Origin of the sequence: Thalassospira sp. CH_XMU1420-2 (assembly GCF_037029325.1) — a bacterium.
GTDB lineage: Bacteria > Pseudomonadota > Alphaproteobacteria > Rhodospirillales > Thalassospiraceae > Thalassospira > Thalassospira povalilytica.
In genome coordinates this window covers 880,811-898,546 of record NZ_JAYMEG010000002.1, presented here as the reverse complement: position 1 = coordinate 898,546, position 17,736 = coordinate 880,811, and the positions used below count along the sequence as shown (strand labels likewise).

The following is a 17,736-nucleotide window of genomic DNA, read 5'->3' as shown; positions in this document are numbered from 1 at the left end:
AGTGCCCGGAATAAAAAGGGCCGATGATAGATATCACCGGCCCTGGCAGTCTGTTTTACTGGCCGCCACCCAAAGAGTGGACATAGACCGTCAGCATCTTGATGGTTTCTTCGTCAAGACGGCCTTCCCATGCCGGCATCACGCCACGGCGCGAATTGGTCACGGTTTCGGTGATGGTGGCTTTGTCGCCCCCATACAGCCAGATGGCGTCTGTCAGGTTCGGCGCACCGAGTTCCTGAATGCCTTTGGCATTGTCACCATGGCAGGATGCGCAGTTTTCTTCGAATACGATCGCACCACGATCAGCCGCGGCCTTGTCTGTTGCCCGGTCGGTGAAGTGCAAGACATATTGCACAACATCGTCGATCTGATCGCGTTCAAGCAATTCGTCACGGCCAAAGGCCGGCATGTCATTCATGCGGGTGTCTTCATTGGCATCCCATCGGATCCCGACATGCAGGGTTTCGTTGATGGTTTCAAGTGTCCCGCCCCAAAGCCATGCGTCATCCTGAAGCGACGGGAAGCCCGGATTGCCCGATCCGCCCGTTCCGTGACACGGTGCGCAATTGTCGGCAAAGATCGCCTTGCCACCGGCCATCGAGAAGTTCAGAAGTTCCGGATCGCTGGTGATTTCCGTTACATCGAGTGCCGCAAGGCGTTCCATGAACGGAGCGCGTTCGGCAGCAACATTGTTCAGGGTTTCATGCAGCTGGGTACGGTTGGTCGTCCCGAACATCCCCTTGAGATAGTCATTGGCGGTCGGCCAGGACGGATAAACCACCCAGTAACCGATTGACCAGATTACGGTCACCCAAAAAACATAGACCCACCAGGACGGAAGCGGTGTGTTGAGCTCCTTGATACCGTCCCATTCATGGCCGGTGGTCTCGCGCCCGGATACCTGGTCTTTTTCGACATGTGTCGGCATTACTCTGTTCTCCCCTTAATCCTGATCCCGCAGCGGAATCCGGGCGTGTGCTTCCATGTCCCGATTGCGCTTTTTGCTCGGCCACATGACCCAGGCAATGATCGCGCTGAACAGAAGCATCAGCCACAGTCCCCACAGGGGGCGGAAAAAGTCAGCGAGTTGCGTAAAGAATTCCATGACGTTCCCCTTTGCCCTAGCGCAGGTTCATCTGCGGGTTATAGGTGGTGAAGTCGACCATCCGGCCCAGGACCTGCAGATACGCAATCAGCGCATCCATTTCGGTCAGTTCTTCCGGTTTGCCGTCAAAATCACCTGTTGCCGCATTCGGGTAACGAGCAAGGAAATCATCGTCATAGGCCGCATCCTCGCTGGCCTGCAGGTAAAGGTCTGCCTTGGCCGTCTCGATCATTTCGTCGGTATAGGGAACCCCGACCATACGAAGTGTTTCGAGATGGGCCTGTGCGTCATCGAAGTTCAGTTTGCGTTCAGCAAGGAACGGATAACCCGGCATGATTGATTCCGGCACGACAGAGCGCGGATCCTTCATGTGGGCCACATGCCAGTCATTGGAATATTTCCCGCCGACACGTGCCAGGTCCGGACCGGTACGTTTCGATCCCCACTGGAACGGGTGGTCATACATCGATTCCGCGGCAAGGCTGTAATGGCCATACCGTTCGACCTCGTCACGGAACGGACGGATCTGCTGGGAATGGCAGTTATAGCAGCCTTCACGGATATAGATGTTGCGACCGGCCTGTTCGAGCGGCGAATAGGGACGTACCCCTTCGACCTTTTCGATGGTCTGTTCCATTGTGAACAGCGGCACGATTTCCACGATGCCACCAATGATGATGGTCAGGAAAATGCCAAGGATCAGAACGAAGACGTTCTTTTCAACGATATGGTGTTTTTTAAGAAGCATATCTCGTTCCCCCCTTATTCGGCTGCAACAGTGGCAGGTGTGCCGATCGGAGCTTCGTTACGCAGATCGCCCTTGATCGTCTTGTAGACGTTCCAGACCATCAGCAGCGAACCAAGAACAAACAGCAGGCCGCCGGTTGCGCGAATGATGTAGTAGGGATGCATCGCCTCAACGGTTTCGATGAAGGAATATTGCAGGAAGCCCAGTTCGTCATAGGCGCGCCACATCAGGCCCTGCATGATCCCCGAAACCCACATCGAGGTGATGTAAAGAACAATCCCGATGGTCGCCAACCAGAAGTGATGCGACACCAGACGCATCGAATACAGGCGTTCGCGATTCCACAGAACCGGGATCAGGAAGTAGATCGCACCGAACGATACGAAGGCAACCCAGCCAAGTGCACCGGAATGCACGTGACCAATGGTCCAGTCGGTATAGTGCGAAAGTCCGTTAACCGCCTTGATCGACATGACCGGACCTTCGAAGGTCGACATGCCATAGAAACCGACAGCAGCAACCATGAACCGCAGGACCGGGTCGGTACGCAGCTTGTCCCAGGCACCCGAAAGTGTCATCAGACCGTTGATCATCCCGCCCCAGGACGGCATCCACAACATGATCGAGAAGGTCATGCCAAGGGTCTGCGCCCAATCAGGAAGGGCTGTGTAGTGCAGATGGTGAGGACCAGCCCAGATATAGAGGAAGATCAGCGCCCAGAAGTGAATGATCGACAGGCGATAGGAATAAACCGGACGTTCGGCCCGCTTCGGGATGAAGTAATACATCATGCCAAGGAAGCCGGCCGTCAGGAAGAAGCCAACCGCATTATGGCCGTACCACCACTGGGTCAGGGCATCCTGAACACCAGAGAACATCGAATAGGACTTGGTGCCGGTCAGCGATACCGGAATGGCAAGGTTGTTGCCAAGATGGAGCATCGCGATCGTGACGATAAACGCCAGATAGAACCAGTTTGCCACATAGATGTGCGGTTCCTGACGTTTCAGCAGGGTACCGACAAACATCGCCAGATAGCAGACCCAAACCAGGGTAAGCCACAGATCAACAAACCATTCCGGTTCGGCATATTCGCGGCCCTGGGTGGTGCCGGTCACGTAACCGATCGCGGCCATCACGATGAAAAGCTGATACCCCCAGAATACAAATGCAGGCAACGCCGTGCCGCCATAAAGCGGGGTGCGGCAGGTGCGTTGAACCACATAGAAGGAAGTCGCCAGCAAAGCGTTACCACCAAAGGCAAAGATAACTGCCGAGGTGTGCAATGGGCGCAGACGCCCAAAGTTCAGAAATTCATTGTCGAAATTGAGCGCCGGAAATGCGAGCTGCCAGGCGATGACATCACCCACCAGAAATCCGACGACTCCCCAAAATACGGTCGCGAGTGCGGCCCAGCGCACAACGTCCATATTATAATTAACAGCAACCGCAGGCGATGCTGTCTGTGCCATGCTCCCTTGGCCCATGCTTGACTCCCGTTCAAGGTGTTCGGGGCAACTGTCCAGACCCTCTCGGACAGTTTCATCCGTCCCCGTGAATAACCCGATCCGAGGAAGGGTTATTCACCTGCACTTGAAGCCCCACCCACAATGCATCCCGTTTGAAACAGGGACACATTGAACCTGGCGAGGTTTCCCATTCAGTCTGGCGAGTATGCGGGCACATGGCCCAAAAGCCATTGATGTACGTCAATACAGGCGCGCAATACCCGCTGGAAATTCAATCATGGGATTCCATGTTGTCGCCGGACGGGGACCTCAAGTGTTGTGGCTGTTTATGCGCCCCAACGCGTCCAAACGTGTTGATGCACATCAAGGTTGACCGGATTTATTTGCGGCATGATCGGGTAAATTCCAGAGGACGGTAATCATGTCAGAAGCCTATCAGGCACATCCCCTTACATCGCACACTGCGGATATGACGTATCCGCTGGTGCAGATGATGCAGGTCGATATGTCTTTTGATCGATGGCGTGCCTTTGTCGACCGGTATTGTCTGCCGGTTGGCGACAAGGGGGCGGACTCTGGCCTGGCCGGGGCAACTGATGCCGACCAGCTTTTATGGCAACGCCAGCGCGGCATCATCGTTCTGTCCAACGAGCGCGGCTACATCCACGGTCTGTTTTCCTATTATGTGCGTGATGACATGACCGACGGGCTTGTCCTGCATGTCGATAATGTCATGGCGGTGGAAATCGTGGCGGGTGCCTATGTGTTTGATGCCATGCGCGATGCGATGAACCGGCTGGCGCGCGATCATAAATGCGCCAATGTGTATGTTTCGCTTGGCGAATGTGACGGGCGTTTGCGCGATTATTTTGCCAAGGCCGGTTTCGTGCCAAGCAAGGTCCGCTATTGCGCACCGGCAACCCCGAAACTGTCAGCCTGACAGCATTTCCAAATCCGTAAAAACGCCTGCTTGCGCCGGGGCATATTCGTGCTACATCCGGGTAAGCGATATGTGGACGGGCCCCGGAAACAGGACTATAAGGCGGGTATGAACGGTATTCCTTTTGTCAAAATGCATGGTCTGGGAAATGATTTCGTTGTCTTTGACGGACGACGCGATCCCGCTGTGCTTGATCTTGATAACGCAACCGCTGCCCGGATTGCAGATCGCAAAACCGGTGTGGGCTGCGATCAGTTGATCGTGATCGAACCGGCCCGCGATGATCTTGCCGATGCCTTCATGCGCATCCGCAACAATGATGGCGGCGAGGTCGAGGCATGTGGAAATGCCACGCGCTGTGTTGCCAGCATCGTCATGGGCGAGCTTGGCCGCAATGATGCGATCATTGAAACCGTGGTTGGCCTTCTTGATGCCAATGGTTTGGCCGATGGCCAGGTAACCGTGGATATGGGGCAGGTCCGGCTGGACTGGCGTGATATCCCGCTGTCAGAAGCGGTTGATACCAACCATATCCCATTGTCGCTTGGTCCGCTTTCGGACGCAGTCGGGGTCAATGTCGGCAATCCGCATGCGGTCTTTTTTGTCGATGACGCCGAAGCCGTCGATATTGAAAAATTCGGACCGATCCTTGAACATCACGAAATGTTTCCCGAACGCGCCAATATCGAAGTGTGCAGCATCATCGGCGAAAACCAGATCCGGATGCGTGTCTGGGAACGCGGTGTCGGTGTGACGCGTGCATGTGGCACCGGTGCCTGTGCGGTCGGCATTGCGGCGGCCCGTCGCGGACTGACCGGGCGCAAAACCGATGTCATTCTTGACGGGGGCAAGCTTACGATTGAATGGTTGCCCGATGACCATGTCCTGATGACCGGACCGGTCGCGACCAGTTTCCAGGGCTTCCTGCATTCATCCCTGTTGGGTGCGCACTGATCAGAAATATGTAACCGGCCCGCATGGTGATGTTGGCCGGTTAATTTTTTACAGGTACTTTTACGGACCCCTTCGGGCCTTGCATCGATTTTCGTGATCGGGCAAAACAGGGCCCACCAGGATCAGGTCCGATCCATGTCGGGACGCCCGCCTCCCGTCTTTTGTGAAACTCAAAAGCAGGTTCAGATAATGGCTGACTTTAATACGCTTGACGGTGTCAATGTCGCTGGCAAGCGCGTATTGCTGCGCGCTGATCTTAACGTTCCGATGAAGGATGGTGTTGTTGGTGATACGACCCGCATCGACCGTACTGTTCCGGGCCTGATCGAACTGGCTGATGCCGGTGCCAAACTGGTGGTCATCACCCATTTTGGCCGCCCGAAGGGCCAGCGCGTTGCTGAAATGTCGCTCAAACCGGTTGCCGAAGCCCTTGCCAAACAGTTGGGCCGCCCGGTGAAATTTGCTGATGATTGCATCGGTGATGCGGCAGCAAGCGTGGTCAACAGCCTTGAAAACGGTGAAATCGCGCTTCTGGAAAACCTGCGTTACCACGCAGAAGAAGAAAAGAACGACCCGGCATTCGTGGCCGAGCTGGCCAAGCTTGGCGATGTTTACGTCAATGACGCGTTTTCCTGTGCGCACCGTGCCCATGCCTCGACCGAAGGTTTGGCGCGCGCACTTCCGGCTTATGCCGGGCGTTTGATGCAGGCCGAACTCGAAGCATTGGGCAATGCGCTTGAAGCTCCGAAACATCCGGTGATGGCAATTGTTGGCGGTGCCAAGATTTCGACCAAGCTTGATCTTCTGGGGAACCTTGTTGCCAAGGTTGACCAACTGGTGATCGGTGGCGGCATGGCCAATACGTTTTTGGCGGCCAAGGGTGTCAATGTTGGCAAATCGCTGTGCGAGCATGATCTTCTTGAAACCGCGCGCGAGATTTTCAAAAAGGCCGACGCTGCCAATTGTGAAATCGTTCTGCCGGTTGATGGTCTGGTTGCCAAGGAATTTGCCGCAAATGCACCGCATGATGTGTCTGACATCAATGACGTTGCCAGCGACGGCATGATCCTGGATGCCGGTCCTGAAACCATCGTTGATCTGAACAAGCGTCTGGAATCTTGTGAAACGCTGGTCTGGAACGGGCCGCTTGGTGCATTTGAAATCACCCCGTTTGATACGGCGACGGTTTCGGTTGCCCAGCATGCGGCAAAACTGACCAAGGCAGGCAAGCTTCTGTCGGTTGCCGGTGGTGGTGACACGGTTGCTGCCCTTCGCCATGCGGATTCCGATCAGGACTTTTCCTATGTCTCGACCGCGGGCGGTGCGTTTCTGGAATGGCTGGAAGGCAAAACCCTTCCGGGTGTTGCGGCCCTTCGCGCCAAGTAAGATTGCCGGTCAAGAAATCACGACAAACCCCGCCATCTGGCGGGGTTTTCTTTTGGGCAGCCTGAAATGGCTCTAGGTCTTTTCGGGATAGAAAATGATGCCGATGCTTTTGATCACGGGCGGGATTGATCGGACCACATGGGCCAGTCCGAGAACCAGAACCCCGTGGGATGTGCCGACATTGCCGGTCATGACATCATCAACCAGGGTGTCGCCCGTATCGTTTAAGGCGGTGAATAACAGGATAAATCCGACCGTCGCATCAACCCACTGATTGCGCACCCAGGTTTCGACCTTTTTAAGCAGCGGAAACATCACTTGACCTCTTTGACGTCGTTAAGTGAGGCCGCAAACAATTGGCTTTGGCAAGCCTGTGCAAAATGTCCGAATATTTCGCAGCGGGCCTGTTTGCACAGTCCGGTTCGATGCGGCCGATGGTTCTTGTCTTGTCGGGGCATGAAATATGATGCGCGACCCTGGCAGGAAGGTCGAGCATGTTTGCACGATCCGGGGACTTATTGCTGATTGACGTCAGGCAGGCTGTTTTGTGCCGTGCTTTTCATGATCGCATCGCGATCTTTCAGGAAGCTGGCATAACCGTTTTCCATCATGGCACCGCCCAGTTCGATATAGACCGTGAACAGGCGCGATAAAGTATCGGCCTCGTCGGTATCAAGAATTGAAAGAAGCTCGCCCGAGCGCGCCTGACCTGTTTCGAAATGCTCCCAGGCATGTTCAAGCAGGATACGCCCAAGGTAATCAAGATTTTCGAACTTGGCCTGACCGATGGCGTTGCGGATTTCGCCAAGCGTAATGTCGGCGGCAATCAGCATTTCGGACGGAATGGTGACAAGGCGGTCCGGGCCTTTGATATCTTCGGGAAGATCACGCAGGATGTGAATGATATAGCAGAAAATTGCCATATCGCGCGCGTGATAGATCGGCGGGTTGGTCAGGGGCGACGTATAGCCGATTTCCGGATCGTATCTGGCCGAAAGAAGATAGACAAAGATCGATGCCGGTGCGGCAGTTGCCCCTTCGCAATAGGCGATGAAATCATCCCATTCATCCATCGGTTCTTCGGCAACATCGCGATGCAGCGCATCGGCAAGGGCAACCCATGGTTCGGGCGAAAGATCGCTGCGTCCAAGGGTCAGGCGCAATGCGTCATAGACATCACCGCTGAGCGGGCCGGTTTCCGGCAACGGGTTGTCAGCACCGGCTTTGGCGGAAATGATCTGGGCCTGCCACTGATTGATGGTTTCCAGAACGGTTTCACGCTGTGCATGACGTTCGGCATCGGGCAATTCAAGAAAGCCGTCATCAACAATGTCGTCAATGACCCGCATCGAGGCATAGCTTGCCAGAAAGAAACGCTGGCGTTCCGGGGACAGACGCATGGCCGCACGGTAAAGATTGGCATTTTTGGCCGCAGCAAGTGCGTTGCATGCCTTAAACGGGGCGCCAAGTACGGCCTTTGATGGGAGCGAGTGGCTCATGCGTGTCTAAATGTCCCTGAATATCCCGGTGGATTATCTTTCCAAGAGTCATACAGGACTGCCCGTCCTGTGCAACAGGGATTTCCCGTGACAGCCCGGAAATGATCACATCGGGTATACACCAAATGATCAGAATTCGATCCGGTAGCTGGCGGTCAATCCCAGCATGGCGTCAATACCGTCAAGGATGCTTTGTTCCGGATGAGGTGGTGCCATATTGCGCGACACACTGCCATGCAACCCGATCCAGATATCTTCAAGCGGCATATAGGACAGAGACGCAGCAAGACCGGCATCGTGAAAGGCATTGTCACTGTCAGAGAACAAAACCTGGCTGCGCCGTTGATCGGGCGCATAGCCACCGGTCTGATAGTTCCCGATATTTTCCGATCGGGTTGAACCCAGTTCGACAAACGGCCCGACAGCAATGCCAAGTTCAGGTACCGGCGCATAGCCCAGACCGATTTGCGCGCTAAGTGCGTTGGTGCGGGTATTTCGGTTGCTGTCGATTTCAAGCCAGAACTGACTGGCATTTTCGGGATCTTGCGCATCCTGTAATGCAGGTCCGATCACGATGCTGTTTTGTGTGCGGCTGGAAAAATAGCGGCCGATCCCGTTTGATCCGGCCGGTGGCAAAATGCCGGCGCCAAGATCCGTGCCAAAGGTCAGGCGTGAGGATGCCGGAACCTGTGTGCTGTCTGCCGACTGGGCGAAAACAGCCGAAAACAGACCCGAACCCGCAGTCATCGCGGTGGCCAGAAATGCAGTACAGATCGAGGTTTTAGCCAAATGCGGTTTCATCATCATGCCGCCTGTTCCCACAGGTGATCTAACGGTCACAGCAATCAGCGCACTGGTCAGGGGACCCCCACTACTGGAAGTCAGGCAAGTTTCGGTGTCGGTCCCATACCAACCATGTCGTGTCCGTGCCTCCACTTTGACTGCGGCATTGTCACGGCGTGAACTTCATCAGGGGATTTTTTTAAAAGATGGCGTCAACAGACGGTTCGCGTGTGTTACGCGCACCACTGGCTTTAGCGCCCCAAAAAGTCCCTGATAGCGTTGATTTGTGCTTTGTCATTCAAATGGGGTGCATGTCCGCAGTTCGCCACTGCAAGAACCGGCATTTCGGGTTTTTTATTTTTCATTTTCTCGACAATCGCCTTGGGGATGAGGTCGGATTGTTCGCCGCTGATCAGCATGACCGGGCAGGGCAGGGCGTCAAAAACGTCCCAGGCATCAAAGGAATCAATATGTTTGGCAAAGATGCGCATGACTTCGGGGTCGTAATGCATCATGAAATTGCCGTTTGGCAGGCGCCGTACGGAACGGGACGCCAAAAACGCCCATGTTGCATCGTCGGCCACCCCGAACGGGGCATAAACCAGCCGAACCAGTTTTTCGACGTCATCAATGGTTTCAAATTCGGGTGATGCGCCGACATAGGATTTGATACGCGCCACCGCGTCCGGATCAAGTTCGGGCCCAATATCGTTAAGAACCAGCTTTTCAATCCGTCCGGCAACTTCGGCGGTGGCATAAAGCCCGATCAGGCCCCCCATGGATGTCCCGATCCAGTCACAGGTTTCTATGCCGAAATGGTCGAGAAGCTCGAACATCTGCGCGACATAAAAGGGCACGGTATATTCACGGTCCGGGTCCTTGGCCCAGCCGGAAAAGCCGCGCCCGATCATGGTCGGACACAGAACATAATATTGATCGGTGAAATGGGGGGCGACATGATCAAAATCATCAGCCAGCCTGGCCAGACCATGCATCATGATCAATGGCCGTCGGGACGGGTTGCCCCATGCCCGGACATGGACCTCGTACCCGCAGCATTTGACGAAATGTTCGCGAAATTCTGCCATGGTACGGCTCCTTGTCGGGGAATGGTTCGGTGGGGTTAGCTTGGGCGTTTGCGTGCAACCATGAAAAGACGGTTGAACGGAAACAGCGTGCGGCCATCATCGCGGATCGGATAAACCTGATTAAGGCGTTCCTTGTATTTCGCGGTAAAGGTTGCGCGTGCCGCGTCATCAGGAAGGGCCGCCATCACCGGGCGCAGGATGGTCGAACTGGTCCAGTTATAAACCGCATCCGGCCCGTTCAGGACATGACAATATTGCGTCTGCCACAGATCGATCTCATCGCATGACGGTGCGAGAACATCGAAATAATCGCCCGGACGCATGATACGGGCTGCGTGCATGGCCTGTGCCACTTCCTTGCGCCAGTCCATGCCGGCTTCGCCGATCAACTGATGGCTTGGCGCCAGGAAATTGTTGGGAACCTGAATCGCAATCATGCCGCCCGGACGGACAAAGTCCAGAAGGCGGGGAAACAGGGTCGAGTGATCGGGCACCCAATGCAAGGCCGCATTGGAAAACAGAAGATCGACCTGCTCGTCAGGTTGCCAGGTGGCGATATCGGCCTTTTGCCAGTCAATGTTTTCGGATCGTTTGCGCGCGGTGTCTAACATCTCGTCAGATGAATCAACGCCGACAATACGCGGACTGTCATCGTTGTCCGTTGCAAAGGCATCGGCAAGAATTGCGGTCACCGAACCGGGACCGCATCCCAGATCAACGATATGGCGCGAGGAAAAGCCGCTGGCTGCTTTTGGCAGGCGGCCAATCAGATCAATGGCAGGTCGCAGGCGTTCATTGCCAAACAGACCGTAACGGGCAGGATCCCAATGTGTATTGCTCATGGTTAATTCCTAGAGCCTTTTGGGGGAATTTAAAAGCATTGATGCCGGTTACGGCTGTATCAGGCACAGCGCGTGATCAGTGATCGGCTGCATCAAGCTGATCATAATACCCCTTGATCAGGTGGAACATGAACAGCACAGCACCGACAAACAGGGCCAAGCCGACAAAATAGGAATAACCGTCATGCGAGCCTGACGCATAGAACAGTCCGAAAAGACCGACCACAATGGTCAGAACACCAAAGATAAACCGATCCGTACCCATATTGGAGCTCCTCTAAGTCGTAGGTGTCTGATAATTCGTAAAATTTAGCGAAAAGAAAGCAGCGATCAAGCCGCGTTCTGATCCTTTATGCCTTTTTCATTTTACGAATTCTTTGCGGTACATCACGAAATGCCTCGGCAAGTTGCAAATAAACGGGCCGTTTGAACGGCACGATCATGTCGGGCAGCGTCGCCAGGTCGTTCCAGCGCCAGGCATCAAATTCCGGGTTGGGCACATCGATATTGATATGCTTGTCCTTGCCGGTGAACTGCATGGCAAACCATTTCTGCTTTTGGCCGCGATACTTGCCCTTGAACGCCTTGCCAATCAGATGGTCTGGCAGATCATAGGTCAGCCAGTCGGGCGTTTCGGCGATGATTTCAGCTTTGTCGGTGCCGATTTCTTCCTTGAGCTCGCGCAGGGCGGCTTCAATCGGGGTTTCGCCATCGTCAATGCCGCCCTGGGGCAATTGCCATGCGCCTTCAAATCCGAAACGGTTGCCGACCCAGACCAGGCCGTCCTTGTTAAAAAGCGCAATACCGACACAGGGGCGATAGGGCAGGTCTTCGGCCTTTACCCTTGTGGCATCGGTTGAGTTCGTATCGGACGGGGATGCGGATTTGTCAGCCATGATTTCTCCTGGGTGATCGGGGCCGGGTGCGTATGGCGTCCGGTCACTGACTTTCGATGGTGGCGGCGGGTTCGTCTGCGGTATTTTCAGCCGGATTGTTTTCGGCTTCCTGTGCCATGATTTCGCTTTCGCGCTGTTCGGCTTCGCGGCGTGCGGCTTCGGCTTCGGCGGCGGATTGCGGGGTGACCTGCATATTGGCAATCGCACTGACCGGGGCCAGTTCGACGCCCTGTCGTTTCAGGCGCAAGGCCCAGTTGCGCAGGCGCTGAATGGTGACCGGATAGGATTGGGCAAAGCCGACAGCAACACCGTTGCGTTTGGCAAGCTGGACCAGATCGGCAAGTCTTGCATCAATCTGGCGGCGGCTGGGAACCTGATCGATCAGAATGTTGCCAATCGCATTTGGCGTTCCGGCATTTGATGCCAGTTGCGCGCCATAGCTTGCCATGCCGCTGCGCGTACCTTCGAGATACATCAGGCCCGAACGCGATACGAATTCAATGATCGGGCGGATGGCGCTATCAAGGCTTCCGAATTTTGATCCTTCGTGGCTGACCAGTCCGGCATAGCCGGGGAACTGTGCAAGCAACCATTCAAGCCGCACAAGGTTTTCACCCTCTGACAGGGACGTCAAAAGTGCGCGCGGCCCCGGATCGGAAAGCGGGAAATCAGCCGGTTCCATCGGCAATTCAAGAAAGACTTCATGGCCCATTTCGCGGGCCTGTTCGGCAACGGTTTTGATGTCGCGACTATACGGTGAAATGCCCAACGAAATATTGAGCGGCAGATCATTGATCGCAGTTTCGGTGCGGGCTTCATTCAGGCCAACCCCGGTCAGAATGATCGCGACATAGGGTTGCCCGTCGGTTTTTTCAAAGGGCCGCTTATAGGCATCAAACGGTGTGGTGCCATCATCGGCGATGCGCGGGACACGGCCGAAACTGCCTTCTTCATCCAGACCGGGCAGCGGGGCCTTGCGCAAGGGATCGGGTTCGATCGGATCGTCAATCGAGCCTTCTTCGGCAATGATGGCGGCCAGTTCTTCGGGGCTTAGTTCGGTATCGGGGGCAACACCGTCAGCCTGATCGGCCGGCCCGACCAGATCGGAGACACCGGAAAGCTGATTGGTAATGTCTTCGGCGGATTGTGGTGTGCCATCGGGACCGACATCGCCGTTATGCTGGGCGCGTTCGCGTTCCTGCATGTCGCGCACACCGCGCGCGATTTCTTCCTGAAGTTCGCGTTCAGACCCCGGGACAGCCACCAGGGCCTCGGGGCTGCCAAGATGAAACAGCCGCCAGCCGGTTTCCGGATCAAGGATCGGGATCAGGGCAACCGCTGTCGCCCCGAAGGGCGACAGGAAGACCAGAATGATCAGAATTTTCGACAGCCAGCTGCGCCGTGATTTCGGCCGCTTGGGCAGACGCTTGATCTGAATTTCGATCGGAAGTTCGTTAAAAGGCAGGTCATCAAGATTGACTTCTTCAGCGTCAGTCATCCCGTCGCCAAGGTCGTCGGCCAGCGCGCCGGCCATGTCCTCGTCGAGATCGCCATCCTTCTTCTTTCGGAATGGCAAGGAATTTAGGATTTTCCTGAACACGAACAGCTAGTCTCTCACGATGTCCGGATGGTCCTTACCCTTTCGGGCGCGGACCAAACAGCGAAATGCCCCGGATCATGTCAAGCGCCCGCGAAAGCTGATAATCGTCGATCGCAAGTTGCTCGGCTTCATCCCGGCGGGAATTTGCATCCTTTTCTGCGTCTGTGGTCGCGGCGTCCTCGTTGCGAAGCGCACCGTTCAGGGATGCTTCGGACCGGCGGGTATCGCTTTCGATACTTTCAACACGGGCCTGGGGCACGATGATGTCCGGAACGATGCCGACTTCCTGAATGGATTTGCCCGATGGCGTGTAATAACGCGCGGTGGTCAGGCGTAGTGCAACATTGCCCGGCATCGGAAGGATTGTCTGAACCGATCCCTTGCCAAAGCTGCGCGTGCCCATGATGACCGCACGGCGGTGATCCTGAAGGGCGCCGGCAACAATTTCGGATGCCGATGCCGAACCGTCATTGATCAGAACAACAATCGGCAGTCCTTCGGCCAGATCACCGGACCGCGCGTTATAGCGTTCGGTATTCTGGGTATCACGCGGGCGGGTCGATACGATTTCGCCCTTGTCCAGGAAGGCATCGGATACCGAAATCGCCTGATCAAGCAGGCCACCCGGGTTGTTGCGCAGGTCAATCACCAGACCCTTGATTTCCGGGCCGATCTGATCGCGCATGTCGCCAATCGCACGTTGCAGGCCGCTAAAGGTCTGTTCGTTGAATTTGGTGATGCGGATATAGCCGATATCATCCTTGGCTTCGGCGCGGACCGACTGGATCTTGATCACCGCACGGGTCAGGGTGACATCAAACGGAGCCTGTTCGCCCTTGCGGATGATGGTTAGGACAATGTCGGTATTGACCTTGCCGCGCATCATTTCGACCGCATCGTTAAGCGTCATGCCGCGAATGGCGGTGCCGTCGATATGGGTGATGAAGTCGCCCGGTTGCAGGCCGGCCTTTTCGGCGGGCGTGTCATAGATCGGTGCGATGACTTTGACAAAGCCGTCTTCCATCGTGACTTCGATGCCAAGACCGCCAAATTCGCCACGGGTATCGACCTGCATTTCCTCGAAATTATCCATGTTCAGATAAGAGGAATGCGGATCAAGTGACGTCAGCATGCCGTTGATGGCGGCTTCGATCAGCTGCTTGTCATCGACTTCTTCGACATATTTGGCTTTGACCTGTTCAAACACATCACCAAACAGGTTCAAAAGACGATATGTCTCAGCCGAGGAGGTTGAAGATTGCGCCAGACTTGGGGACGCAAGGCCGAAAGTCATGCCGGTCGCGAGTGCGAGTACTGCCAATCGAGAGGTTTTCATCCACTTACCTTGCCGTTTTTCGAGGCCAGCCACGGAAGCGGATTGATCGCTTCTCCGTCCTGGCGCATCTCCAGATAGAGTTTAGGCGCTGTTTCACCCATAATACCAACAGGTTCGCCCGCCAACAGATATTGTCCTACCACACTGTCGAGCCGATCAAAACCGGCGATAAGACTATGGTATCCTTCGCCGTGTTCGATAATCAAGAGTCGGCCGTACCCGCGGAAGGGGCCTGCAAAGACAACTTTGCCATCAAAGGGCGAGACAACCTGCGCATTTGCGCGGGTACTGATCTCAATTCCTTTGGATCTTGTGACTGTCAATCCGTCCGGACCACGCGATTTTTCCCCGAACAGTGTGACGACTTTGCCACTGGCAGGCATGCGCAAATGCCCATGCGCCAGGGTGATCGAACTGCCAACCGCGAATTCTTCGTCGCTTGTGCCATCCTGTTTCGGGGTGGCTGCGGCCGGTTCTTCCTTGCGGGCTGGCGGTTCGGGGGGCGTATTGCGGGCAATCGTGGTTGCGCCCAGCGTATCGGCATCGGGTTCGGTCCGGGTGGCAACATCAATTTCCGGGCGTGACCGCGGTGCGGGCAGACCTTCGGCCCGCTTGCGCAAGGTGCTCAGCAACTCGCCAAGTGATTTGGCCTCGTCAGCCAGTGCATTTACGGCCTTGGCGGCTTCGTGGGCTTCGGCCTCGGTTTCGGTGCGCAAGCGGCGCTTTTCACTCAGCAATGCGGCAAGCGATGTGCGTTCCTGTTGCAGCGCACGGGTGGCCTCGGCGACGTCCGCGCGTTGCGTGCGGATATCTTCGCGCAAACGTGCAATTTCATCGAGTTCCTTACGCAGGTCGCGGGCATGCTGTTCAACGCCGGGCAGTGCGGCCTTGAGCAATACCGCCGAACGCAAGGTATCCTGCGGCGATGTCGGAAGGGCAATGACCGCTTCGGGCGGGGTGGTCGAAAGACGCTGCAAGGCCATCAGGATGCGGGCATATTGACCGGCCTTGTCCTCAAGGCTGGTGGCCGCGACCTTCTCACGGGTTTCAAGCGATTGCAGCTGATCTTCAAGTTCGGTCAGGGTTGTCTCCAGACGCTGGGTACGGCGGGCAACCGAAATGGCTTCGGATTGCAGGGCCTGTTCCTCGGTCCAGAGTTCCCGCGATTTGCGCGACAGGAATTCTTCCTGTTTTTGCTGTTCGGACAGCTGGCTTTCAAGCTGATCAAGTTTCTTGTCAACTTTTTGGAGCGACTGGGCAAAAGAAGGCGCTGCCCCGCCTGCCAGACACAGCGCAAGCGCGGTCACGGCAGGCAGGGCGATCTCATAAGCTGACTTAGCTCGCAAGAAGCGCATCATTCTGTTTCAGGCCCTTAAGCAACGGTTTGCCAGTCATCTCGGCTGGCTGTGGCACGCCAAGGAGTTGCAGCAAAGTCGGTGCAACATCGGCAAGGCGCCCATTCTCCAATGTTACCCCTTCCGGACCGTTAACAAGAATGGTCGGCACCAGATTAAGGGTATGTGCAGTATGGGGTTCACCGGTTTCCGGATCGACCATGACCTCGCAATTGCCGTGATCGGCGGTGACAAAGGCAACGCCGCCAACCGACTTGATGGCATCAATCACCTTGCCAAGGCAGGTATCAACAGCCTCGGCTGCTTTCATCGCAGCCGACAGAATGCCGCTATGCCCGACCATGTCGGGGTTGGCGAAGTTCAGGATGATCGCGTCATATTTTTCCGATTTGATGGCAGCGACCAGTTTTTCGGTGACTTCGGGTGCGGACATTTCCGGCTGAAGGTCATAGGTCGCGACTTTGGGCGATGCGACCAGAATGCGGTCTTCGCCTTCGAAGACCTGTTCTTCGCCGCCGTTAAAGAAGAACGACACATGCGGATATTTTTCGGTTTCGGCAATACGAAGCTGCTTCAGCCCGGCCTTGGAAACCACTTCGCCAAAGATGTTGGGAAGGGTTTGCGGCGGATAGATCGCATCCATGTATTTGGCGTGTTCGGACGAATATTCGACCATACCGGCCTGAACGGCAAATTTCGGCGCGGTGCCGCGATCAAACCCGTCAAACTCCGGCACACACAGGGCAGCAAGGATTTCACGCGCACGGTCGGCACGGAAATTGGTCATCAGGATGCCGTCGCCATCCTTGATCCCGTCAAAATCGCCAATCACAGTTGGCAGGACAAACTCGTCGGTGGTGTCATTTGCATAGGCATTGGCAATTGCGGCCTCCGCACTTTCGGCAGTGCGACCATCGGCATAGTTTTTGCCCTGAACCATGGTGAAATAGGCCTGGCTGACGCGTTCCCAACGGTTGTCACGGTCCATGGCGTAATAACGCCCGGTCACGGTGACAATCTCGACATTGGCATCGCCGATCAGGGCGCGGAATTTCTCAAGGAATTTGGCAGCACTTTTCGGGGCGGTATCACGACCATCAAGATAGGCGTGAATTTTGACCGGCACACCGGCGCCCGCAATGATTTTGGCGAGGGCGGCCATATGGGCCTGATGGGAATGCACGCCACCTTCGGACAGAAGACCGGCAATGTGGCAGACACCCTTGCTATCGCGCAGCGTTGCGATGATTTTCTTGACCGTATCGGTATCGGCGATGCTTCCGGTTTTGACGGCCTCGTCAATTTTGGGCAGCTCCTGCATGACGACACGACCGGCACCCAGGTTCATGTGACCGACTTCCGAATTGCCCATCTGACCTTCGGGCAGGCCGACATCCAGACCACAAGCCTTGAGGAAACCGGTCGGATAATTGGCATAAAGCGCATCCCAGACAGGCGTATTGGCCAAGGCAACAGCGTTGTCCTTGGTTTCTTCGCGATACCCCCAGCCATCCAGAATACACAGCACCACAGGGCGCGGGCGCTTTACGGAATTCGATACAGTCACGTTCATAAACCCCACTGATAGAGATAAAGGCTGAATTACCCGTAAATATGGTGACTTACCGGGTAATTCGCCATCAATCCTGTTGCGCGGGCAGGGTGGGTCAACCGTTACTCACAACAGGCAAATGCGTAATTTCGGCAATTTAGCACGAATGTGGCCGTGAAACAG

General features: G+C 55.6%; 18 protein-coding genes. 3 read left to right on the top strand and 15 right to left on the bottom strand.

Annotated elements, in window-relative coordinates; genetic code table 11:
* Positions 1-55: 55 nt before the first annotated feature.
* Genes ccoP through ccoN form a run of 4 tightly spaced genes read right to left on the bottom strand, consistent with a single transcriptional unit; the run spans position 56 to position 3,325 of the window.
* Positions 56-928: a cytochrome-c oxidase, cbb3-type subunit III gene (gene ccoP / locus WA429_RS08815; RefSeq protein WP_101247243.1), complete on the bottom strand. Its 873-nt coding sequence runs from the start codon at positions 926-928 to the stop codon at positions 56-58.
* 15 nt (positions 929-943) lie between these two features.
* A complete protein-coding gene (locus WA429_RS08810; protein WP_101247242.1) occupies positions 944-1,105 on the bottom strand; it encodes a cbb3-type cytochrome c oxidase subunit 3 in 162 nt (53 codons plus the stop codon).
* 16 nt (positions 1,106-1,121) lie between these two features.
* Positions 1,122-1,853 carry a cytochrome-c oxidase, cbb3-type subunit II gene (ccoO, locus tag WA429_RS08805; RefSeq protein WP_068519838.1) on the bottom strand — a complete coding sequence of 244 codons (732 nt, stop codon included), beginning with the start codon at positions 1,851-1,853 and terminating at the stop codon, positions 1,122-1,124.
* Positions 1,854-1,867: 14 nt separating this feature from the next.
* The gene (ccoN, locus tag WA429_RS08800; protein WP_068519837.1) at positions 1,868-3,325 is read right to left on the bottom strand and encodes a cytochrome-c oxidase, cbb3-type subunit I; all 1,458 of its coding nucleotides are present in this window, start codon (positions 3,323-3,325) and stop codon (positions 1,868-1,870) included.
* A gap of 418 nt (positions 3,326-3,743) precedes the next feature.
* Between ccoN and WA429_RS08795 the strand changes: the two genes are divergently transcribed.
* From WA429_RS08795 to WA429_RS08785, 3 genes are all read left to right on the top strand, one after another.
* A complete protein-coding gene (locus WA429_RS08795) occupies positions 3,744-4,262 on the top strand; it encodes a hypothetical protein (RefSeq protein ID WP_287465324.1) in 519 nt (172 codons plus the stop codon).
* A 108-nt stretch (positions 4,263-4,370) separates the two neighbouring features.
* Positions 4,371-5,216 carry a diaminopimelate epimerase gene (gene dapF, locus WA429_RS08790; protein ID WP_068519835.1) on the top strand — a complete coding sequence of 282 codons (846 nt, stop codon included), beginning with the start codon at positions 4,371-4,373 and terminating at the stop codon, positions 5,214-5,216.
* 189 nt (positions 5,217-5,405) lie between these two features.
* Positions 5,406-6,602, top strand: a complete 1,197-nt coding sequence (locus WA429_RS08785) for a phosphoglycerate kinase (RefSeq protein WP_206928245.1) — start codon at positions 5,406-5,408, stop codon at positions 6,600-6,602.
* 72 nt (positions 6,603-6,674) lie between these two features.
* Here the strand turns inward: WA429_RS08785 and WA429_RS08780 are convergent, their stop codons facing one another.
* From WA429_RS08780 to gpmI, 11 genes are all read right to left on the bottom strand, one after another.
* Positions 6,675-6,917: a hypothetical protein gene (locus WA429_RS08780; RefSeq protein WP_114113164.1), complete on the bottom strand. Its 243-nt coding sequence runs from the start codon at positions 6,915-6,917 to the stop codon at positions 6,675-6,677.
* 200 nt (positions 6,918-7,117) lie between these two features.
* A complete protein-coding gene (locus tag WA429_RS08775) occupies positions 7,118-8,101 on the bottom strand; it encodes a squalene/phytoene synthase family protein (RefSeq protein ID WP_287465326.1) in 984 nt (327 codons plus the stop codon).
* A 129-nt stretch (positions 8,102-8,230) separates the two neighbouring features.
* Positions 8,231-8,908 (bottom strand): hypothetical protein, encoded by a 678-nt coding sequence (locus WA429_RS08770; RefSeq protein WP_287465327.1) that lies wholly within the window; start codon positions 8,906-8,908, stop codon positions 8,231-8,233.
* Between the two features lie 227 nt (positions 8,909-9,135).
* A complete protein-coding gene (locus WA429_RS08765; RefSeq protein ID WP_336107246.1) occupies positions 9,136-9,972 on the bottom strand; it encodes an alpha/beta fold hydrolase in 837 nt (278 codons plus the stop codon).
* A gap of 35 nt (positions 9,973-10,007) precedes the next feature.
* Entirely contained in the window at positions 10,008-10,814 is an 807-nt protein-coding gene (locus WA429_RS08760; protein WP_287465330.1) for a methyltransferase domain-containing protein, read from the bottom strand.
* Positions 10,815-10,890: 76 nt separating this feature from the next.
* The gene (locus WA429_RS08755; protein WP_068519828.1) at positions 10,891-11,079 is read right to left on the bottom strand and encodes a hypothetical protein; all 189 of its coding nucleotides are present in this window, start codon (positions 11,077-11,079) and stop codon (positions 10,891-10,893) included.
* An 85-nt stretch (positions 11,080-11,164) separates the two neighbouring features.
* A complete protein-coding gene (locus WA429_RS08750) occupies positions 11,165-11,710 on the bottom strand; it encodes an RNA pyrophosphohydrolase (protein ID WP_068519827.1) in 546 nt (181 codons plus the stop codon).
* A gap of 43 nt (positions 11,711-11,753) precedes the next feature.
* Entirely contained in the window at positions 11,754-13,286 is a 1,533-nt protein-coding gene (locus tag WA429_RS08745; RefSeq protein ID WP_101247233.1) for a divergent polysaccharide deacetylase family protein, read from the bottom strand.
* A gap of 58 nt (positions 13,287-13,344) precedes the next feature.
* Positions 13,345-14,646 carry a S41 family peptidase gene (locus WA429_RS08740; RefSeq protein ID WP_068519826.1) on the bottom strand — a complete coding sequence of 434 codons (1,302 nt, stop codon included), beginning with the start codon at positions 14,644-14,646 and terminating at the stop codon, positions 13,345-13,347.
* The gene (locus WA429_RS08735; RefSeq protein ID WP_228196314.1) at positions 14,643-16,001 is read right to left on the bottom strand and encodes a murein hydrolase activator EnvC family protein; all 1,359 of its coding nucleotides are present in this window, start codon (positions 15,999-16,001) and stop codon (positions 14,643-14,645) included. The genes WA429_RS08740 and WA429_RS08735 overlap by 4 nt, the downstream gene beginning before the upstream one ends.
* Entirely contained in the window at positions 15,982-17,574 is a 1,593-nt protein-coding gene (gpmI, locus tag WA429_RS08730; protein ID WP_287465331.1) for a 2,3-bisphosphoglycerate-independent phosphoglycerate mutase, read from the bottom strand. The genes WA429_RS08735 and gpmI overlap by 20 nt, the downstream gene beginning before the upstream one ends.
* Positions 17,575-17,736 lie beyond the last annotated feature (162 nt).

Bases quoted from the DNA above. Each gene is read 5' to 3' on its own strand.
- WA429_RS08810 (WP_101247242.1), bottom strand. From the start codon at position 1,105: ATGGAATTCTTTACGCAACTCGCTGACTTTTTCCGCCCCCTGTGGGGA.
- WA429_RS08740 (WP_068519826.1), bottom strand. From the start codon at position 14,646: ATGAAAACCTCTCGATTGGCAGTACTCGCACTCGCGACCGGCATGACT.
- ccoO (WP_068519838.1), bottom strand. From the start codon at position 1,853: ATGCTTCTTAAAAAACACCATATCGTTGAAAAGAACGTCTTCGTTCTG.
- WA429_RS08770 (WP_287465327.1), bottom strand. From the start codon at position 8,908: ATGATGATGAAACCGCATTTGGCTAAAACCTCGATCTGTACTGCATTT.
- ccoN (WP_068519837.1), bottom strand. From the start codon at position 3,325: ATGGCACAGACAGCATCGCCTGCGGTTGCTGTTAATTATAATATGGAC.
- WA429_RS08760 (WP_287465330.1), bottom strand. From the start codon at position 10,814: ATGAGCAATACACATTGGGATCCTGCCCGTTACGGTCTGTTTGGCAAT.
- WA429_RS08765 (WP_336107246.1), bottom strand. From the start codon at position 9,972: ATGGCAGAATTTCGCGAACATTTCGTCAAATGCTGCGGGTACGAGGTC.
- WA429_RS08775 (WP_287465326.1), bottom strand. From the start codon at position 8,101: ATGAGCCACTCGCTCCCATCAAAGGCCGTACTTGGCGCCCCGTTTAAG.
- WA429_RS08795 (WP_287465324.1), top strand. From the start codon at position 3,744: ATGTCAGAAGCCTATCAGGCACATCCCCTTACATCGCACACTGCGGAT.
- WA429_RS08750 (WP_068519827.1), bottom strand. From the start codon at position 11,710: ATGGCTGACAAATCCGCATCCCCGTCCGATACGAACTCAACCGATGCC.
- WA429_RS08755 (WP_068519828.1), bottom strand. From the start codon at position 11,079: ATGGGTACGGATCGGTTTATCTTTGGTGTTCTGACCATTGTGGTCGGT.
- WA429_RS08735 (WP_228196314.1), bottom strand. From the start codon at position 16,001: ATGCGCTTCTTGCGAGCTAAGTCAGCTTATGAGATCGCCCTGCCTGCC.
- WA429_RS08780 (WP_114113164.1), bottom strand. From the start codon at position 6,917: ATGTTTCCGCTGCTTAAAAAGGTCGAAACCTGGGTGCGCAATCAGTGG.
- gpmI (WP_287465331.1), bottom strand. From the start codon at position 17,574: ATGAACGTGACTGTATCGAATTCCGTAAAGCGCCCGCGCCCTGTGGTG.
- WA429_RS08785 (WP_206928245.1), top strand. From the start codon at position 5,406: ATGGCTGACTTTAATACGCTTGACGGTGTCAATGTCGCTGGCAAGCGC.
- ccoP (WP_101247243.1), bottom strand. From the start codon at position 928: ATGCCGACACATGTCGAAAAAGACCAGGTATCCGGGCGCGAGACCACC.
- dapF (WP_068519835.1), top strand. From the start codon at position 4,371: ATGAACGGTATTCCTTTTGTCAAAATGCATGGTCTGGGAAATGATTTC.